The sequence below is a fragment of the Tepidimonas sp. genome (assembly GCF_036824975.1).
GTDB lineage: Bacteria > Pseudomonadota > Gammaproteobacteria > Burkholderiales > Burkholderiaceae_C > Tepidimonas.
This window is the reverse complement of sequence record NZ_DAISZC010000095.1, coordinates 1-5515: the sequence shown is the minus strand read 5'-3', so window position 1 is coordinate 5515 and position 5515 is coordinate 1. Positions and strand designations below refer to the sequence as shown.

Below are 5515 nucleotides of genomic sequence, written 5' to 3'. Positions count from 1 at the left end.
GCAGCAGCATGAGCACGATGCCGCCCGCCGCCAGGCGTTGCACCCAGCGCGCGGCCGCGCGCGCTGGCCACAACATCACCGCACCCCACAGCCCCAGGCCCACGCCCACCGCCTGCAGTGCCGGTCCCGCCCAGGGATAGACCGCCAGCGGGCCATAGCGACCACCGGCCACCGCTAACGCCGCCCCGGCCGCCAGCGCCGGCAACGCGGCCAAGGCGCGCCAGCCCAGACCCACCGGCCGGGCCAGATCGGCCCGTGTCAGCGCCTGCGCCAGCCACGCGGCACCCAACGGAATCCACCCCATCAGGTAGTGGGCACGCTTGCCTGCCGCCACCGACAGCACCGCCAGCAGCACAACGCCGCTGAGCGCGACCAGTTGCGTGCCACCGTCGTCCCAGTGCGCGCGCCCACGGTCGTGAGGAGCGGGCGCGCGGCACAACGCCAGCGCGACCACCCACCCGGGCCACAACATCCACGCCAACTGAGGCAAATACCACCACAGCGGGGCGGCGTGGTCGGCATCATCCGACAGGCGATCGACCGCCTGGGCACCCAGCACCTCACGCCAGACCGTCCCTTCGGCATGGGCGTCGGCCACGGCCAGCCAGCCGGCGTACAGGCCCAGTGCCACTGCCATGGACGCCGCGGTCGCCAGCACCGCCACGAGGATCGGCGGGTGCCGCCATCCGGCCCAACGCGGTCCCCAGAACGGGGCCACCGCCGCGGCGGCACCGACGGTCAGCAGCACCATCGGGCCCTTGGTGAACACCCCGGCCGTGCAGGCCAACCCCAGCACCGCCAGCCCCCGGCCCCAGCGGCGTTGCGCCAGGTCCAGTACGCCGTGAAAACCCAGCACGCACCACAGCGCGTTGGGCACATCGAAGTACCATGCCGGCGCAAATAGCAGCCAGATCAACGCCAACCCGAACGTGACCGGCACCCAGCGTACCGCCAGCGGCTGGTCGGGCCACAGGCGTGCATTCAGGCGGGCGGTGGCGACAACTGCCCCCATGCCCATGGCCGCGACGATGGCAAGCGGTACCCAGTCCGCCACGCCCACCACCGCCCATCCCAACAGCGTGAGCCAGAACAGCAGCGGCGGCTTGTGCGCGTAGAATGTGCCGTCCAGCGTCGGGTACAACCCATGCTGGTCGCGCCACATCTCCCACGCCACGGCGGCGTAGCGCGTCTCATCGATGGGCAGCAGCGGTCGGCCCAGCACCGCTGCGGCCAGCACCACCAGCCACCACAGCCACCACAGGCCACCCGGCGTATCGGAATGGGCGGCCGGTGACGGCGCGAGTGGCCGCCGGGACAGCGATCCGGCAATCGGCGGCGTCGCCATCAAACCCTCTGGAGAGACCGGAGACCGCAGGCGCGGCAGGCGGGCAGGCCCGCCACAAAGCGCAGCGGGCGGACGAGCACGCCCCCGCGCGCATCTTCCCAGACTGGTGCCGCTTGTCTGACTCGAACAGACGACCTACCGCTTACAAGGCGGGTGCTCTACCAGCTGAGCTAAAGCGGCCTATACGGAACACGGTCCTGCCGCACCCGTCTGCGGGTGAGCCAACCCGTGGCGTAATTGTACCGTGCCCTGGCGACGCCCCTACTTGACGCGCGTGAGCATCGGGCGGCGCCCGCCGCCCGGCCGCGGACCGTCACTCGCGGGCTCGGCGTCGTCGGCAGGCGTTGCCGGGCGCGCAGATGCTTCGTCCGCCGGCGGCGGGGGCGCAAAGGCCATCCCTTGCCCGTTTTCACGGGCATAGATGGCCACGACGTGCTCGATCGGAATGTGCACGTCACGCGCCACCCCGCCAAAGCGCGCCTTGAACGTCACGCTGTCGTTGTCGATGCGCAGCCCGCTGGTGGCGTCGTAGCTGACGTTGAGGACGATCTGCCCATCCCGCACGTACTCCTTGGGCACCTGCACGCGCTCATCCACCGCCACCACGATGTAGGGCGTCAAGCCGTGGTCGGTACACCACTCGTGCAGCGCGCGCACCAGATACGGGCGGGTCGAGGACAGTTCGACGTCCATCACTTGCGCATCACCTTTTCCGATGGCGTCAGGGCCTCGATATAGGCCGGACGCGAGAAGATGCGTTCAGCGTACTTCAGCAGCGGCGCGGCGTTCTTGTTGAGCTCGATGCCATAGTGATCCAGGCGCCACAGCAGCGGGGCGATGGCCACGTCCAGCATCGAAAAATTGTCGCCCAGCATGAACTTGTTTTTCAGGAACACGGGGGCCAGCTGGGTCAGCCGCTCCCGGATGTGGGCCTTGGCCTTTTCGAGCTGCTTGTCGGTGGGTTTGGGCGTGCGCTGCTCCAACACCGAGACGTGGGTAAACAATTCCTTTTCAAAATTGAGCAGAAACAACCGCACGCGCGCGCGATCGACCGGGTCGCCCGGCATGAGCTGCGGATGCGGAAAGCGTTCGTCGATGTACTCGTTGATGATGTTGGACTCGTACAGGATCAGATCGCGCTCGACCAGGATCGGCACCTGCCCGTAGGGGTTCATCACCGCGATATCGTCGGGCTTGTTGTAGAGGTCGACGTCGCGAATTTCAAAGTCCATGCCCTTCTCGAACAGAACGAAGCGGCAGCGGTGCGAGTACGGGCAGGTGGTGCCCGAATACAGAACCATCATGGTGTGCGTGCTCCTTGACAAAGCAAAACAGCGGTGGCCGCCATTGGGCTGGCACACCCGCTGTACGGATCGGGTCCGGGCCCGATCAGATGGAGGTCACTTGACGTCTTTCCAATAGGCGGCATTCAGGCGCCAGGCCACGATCGTAAACAGGCCCAGGAAAATCAACACCCACACGCCCAACCGGATGCGCTCGTTCTTCACGGGCTCACCCATCCACTCCAAAAACGCCACCAGATCGGCGATGGTACGATCGTACTCTTCGGGGCTAAGGGTGCCAGGTTTGACCTGTTCCCAGCCGCGGAAGACCTGGGTTTCATGCCCGTGGCTGACGACCTTTTCGAACACCGGCTTGCGCTCGCCTTGCAGCTCCCACAGCGGATGCGGCATGCCGATGTTGTGGAACACCACATTGTTCCAACCGGTGGGACGGTCCGGGTCGCGGTAGTAACCGCGCAGCAAGGTGTAGAGGTAGTCGGCCCCACTGTAGCTATAGCTGGCACGCGAGCGCGCCACCAACGACAAGTCCGGCGGCTGGGCACCGAACCACGCCTTGGCCTGCTTGGGATCGATGGCCGCGACCATCTGATCTCCCACCTTGTCGGTGGTGAACATCAGGTTTTCCTTGATCTGCTTCTCGGTCAAGCCAATCTCGGTCAGCCGGTTGTAGCGCACGAACGACGCCGAGTGGCAGCTCAGGCAGTAGTTGACGAAGATCTTGGCGCCGTGCTGTAGCGCCGCGGGGTCGGTGGACAAGCGGGGCGCCTTGTCCATGGGAAAACTGGTGCCGGCGGCGTGCGCCGCGGACACGGCGCCCAACATCGCACTCAGGGCCACCAGACCCGTCGCAATCCAACGCTTCATGGGGGTTGACTCCTCGATGATCAGTGGGCCTGGAAGGTCACGCGTGCGGGCACCGGCTTGAACTCGCCGATGCGGCTCCACCACGGCATCAGCAAGAAGAAGCCAAAGTAGAACAACGTGCCGACCTGCGAGATGCGTTCACCAATGGGCGAAGGCGGCAGCACCCCCAGGTAGCCCAGGATCAGGAAGTTGATCACGAACAGGCCGTAAAGCCACTTGTTCCAGCTTGGACGGTAGCGAATCGATTTGACCGGGCTGTTGTCCAGCCACGGCAGGAAGAACAGGATCACCACCGCGCCGCCCATGACCACGACGCCCCAGAATTTGGCGTCGATGCTCAGCATCAGGGCCGCCAGCACCACCGCACCCCCCAGCCAGAACGCCTTGGACACGGCACCGGCCGCCTTGAGCGCCGCCAGCACCCCGCCCAGCAGCACCACCGCCACCAGCACATACATCATCTGGTCGGTGGTGGCGCGCAGCATCGAATAAAACGGCGTGAAGTACCACACCGGCGCGATGTGCGGCGGCGTCACCATCGGGTCGGCCGGGATGAAGTTGTTGAACTCCAGGAAGTAGCCGCCGGCCTCGGGCGCGAAGAACACAATGGCCGAGAACACCATCAGGAATACCGCCACGCCCAGGATGTCGTGCACCGTGTAGTACGGGTGGAACGGAATGCCGTCCAGCGGCTTGCCATCGGGGCCCTTGGTGGCCTTGATCTCGATGCCGTCGGGGTTGTTGGAACCCACTTCGTGCAGCGCGATGATGTGCGCCACCACCAGCCCCAGCAGCACCAGCGGCACCGCGATGACGTGGAAGCTGAAGAAACGGTTGAGCGTGGCGTCGCTGACCACGTAGTCACCGCGGATGAGGATCGCCAGGTCCGGACCGATGAAGGGGATCGCCGAGAACAGGTTGACGATCACCTGCGCGCCCCAGTACGACATCTGGCCCCACGGCAGCAAATAGCCCATGAAGGCTTCAGCCATCAGGCACAGGAAGATGGCCACACCGAAGATCCACACCAGCTCGCGCGGCTTGCGGTACGAACCGTAGATGAGGCCGCGGTACATGTGCAGATAGACGACAACGAAGAACGCCGACGCGCCCGTGGAGTGCATGTAGCGGATCAGCCAGCCCCAGGGCACATCGCGCATGATGTACTCGACCGAGGCAAACGCCACGGGCACCCCCGCGGCGTTGAGCGACGCATCGGGCTTGTAGTGCATGACAAGAAAGATGCCGGTCACGATCTGGATGACCAGCACCAGCAGCGCCAGCGAGCCAAAGAAATACCAGACGTTGAAATTCTTCGGCGCGTAGTACTCGGACAGGTGCTCCTTGTAGAGCTTGGACAGCGGAAAGCGGTTGTCGATCCAGGTCAGGAGCTTTTCGCCGCGGCTCGCGTTGGCGGGGGCTTCCTTGAATTCGGCCATGGTGATTCCCTCGTGCGTGATGGCGATGCGAACGGATCTGGGGATCACGCCTTGGGCGGATCCTCACCAATCAACAACACCGTATCGGAGACGTAGTAGTGCGGCGGGATCTCCAGGTTGTCGGGCGCCGGCTTGTTCTTGAATACGCGCCCCGCGAGATCGAACGTGGAGCCGTGGCAGGGGCACAGGAAGCCGCCCTGCCAGTCATCCGGCAGCGACGGCTGCGGACCCGGCTGCAGCTTGTCCACCGGGGAGCAGCCCAGGTGCGAGCAGATACCGACAGCCACCAGCACCTCGGGCTTGATGGAGCGGTGCCGGTTTTTCGCATACGGCGGCGTCGGATAGGCCTTGCGGTCGGAATTCGGGTCGGCCAGCTGATCCTCCACCTTCTCCAGCGACGCCAGCATTTCGGGCGTGCGGCGCATAATCCAAACCGGCTTGCCGCGCCACTCGACCACAATTTTCTCACCCGGCTGCAGCTTGGAGATGTCCACCTCGACCGCCGCGCCGGCCGCCTTGGCCCGCTCGGACGGCGCGAACGAACTGACGAAGGGAACGGCGAC

The 5515-nt window shown here is 65.5% G+C and carries 6 protein-coding genes and 1 tRNA gene; all 7 read right to left on the bottom strand.

All coding sequences use genetic code 11. The features are described from left to right. A partial coding sequence (locus V7Z54_RS09335) for an ArnT family glycosyltransferase (protein ID WP_334136078.1) occupies positions 1-1345 on the bottom strand: 1345 nt, incomplete at its 3' end. 104 nt (positions 1346-1449) lie between these two features. Then, positions 1450-1525: transfer RNA gene (locus tag V7Z54_RS09330), tRNA-Thr, on the bottom strand. A gap of 81 nt (positions 1526-1606) precedes the next feature. Beyond that, the gene (locus V7Z54_RS09325) at positions 1607-2041 is read right to left on the bottom strand and encodes a ClpXP protease specificity-enhancing factor (RefSeq protein ID WP_443082468.1); all 435 of its coding nucleotides are present in this window, start codon (positions 2039-2041) and stop codon (positions 1607-1609) included. Further along, on the bottom strand, positions 2038-2649 hold the full coding sequence (locus V7Z54_RS09320; protein ID WP_334136075.1) for a glutathione S-transferase N-terminal domain-containing protein: 612 nt from the start codon (positions 2647-2649) through the stop codon (positions 2038-2040). Before V7Z54_RS09320 ends, V7Z54_RS09325 begins: the two co-directional genes overlap by 4 nt. Positions 2650-2745: 96 nt before the next feature. Next, positions 2746-3513: a cytochrome c1 gene (locus V7Z54_RS09315; protein ID WP_334136072.1), complete on the bottom strand. Its 768-nt coding sequence runs from the start codon at positions 3511-3513 to the stop codon at positions 2746-2748. A 20-nt stretch (positions 3514-3533) separates the two neighbouring features. Then, positions 3534-4952 (bottom strand): cytochrome b, encoded by a 1419-nt coding sequence (locus V7Z54_RS09310; RefSeq protein WP_334136071.1) that lies wholly within the window; start codon positions 4950-4952, stop codon positions 3534-3536. Positions 4953-4996: 44 nt separating this feature from the next. Continuing rightward, on the bottom strand, positions 4997-5515 hold a 519-nt coding region (petA, locus tag V7Z54_RS09305; RefSeq protein WP_334136070.1), incomplete at its 5' end, for a ubiquinol-cytochrome c reductase iron-sulfur subunit.

What these genes read in the sequence shown, in the direction of transcription:
- V7Z54_RS09315 (WP_334136072.1), bottom strand. Translation starts at nt 3,513, where the DNA reads ATGAAGCGTTGGATTGCGACGGGTCTGGTGGCCCTGAGTGCGATGTTG.
- V7Z54_RS09310 (WP_334136071.1), bottom strand. Translation starts at nt 4,952, where the DNA reads ATGGCCGAATTCAAGGAAGCCCCCGCCAACGCGAGCCGCGGCGAAAAG.
- V7Z54_RS09320 (WP_334136075.1), bottom strand. Translation starts at nt 2,649, where the DNA reads ATGATGGTTCTGTATTCGGGCACCACCTGCCCGTACTCGCACCGCTGC.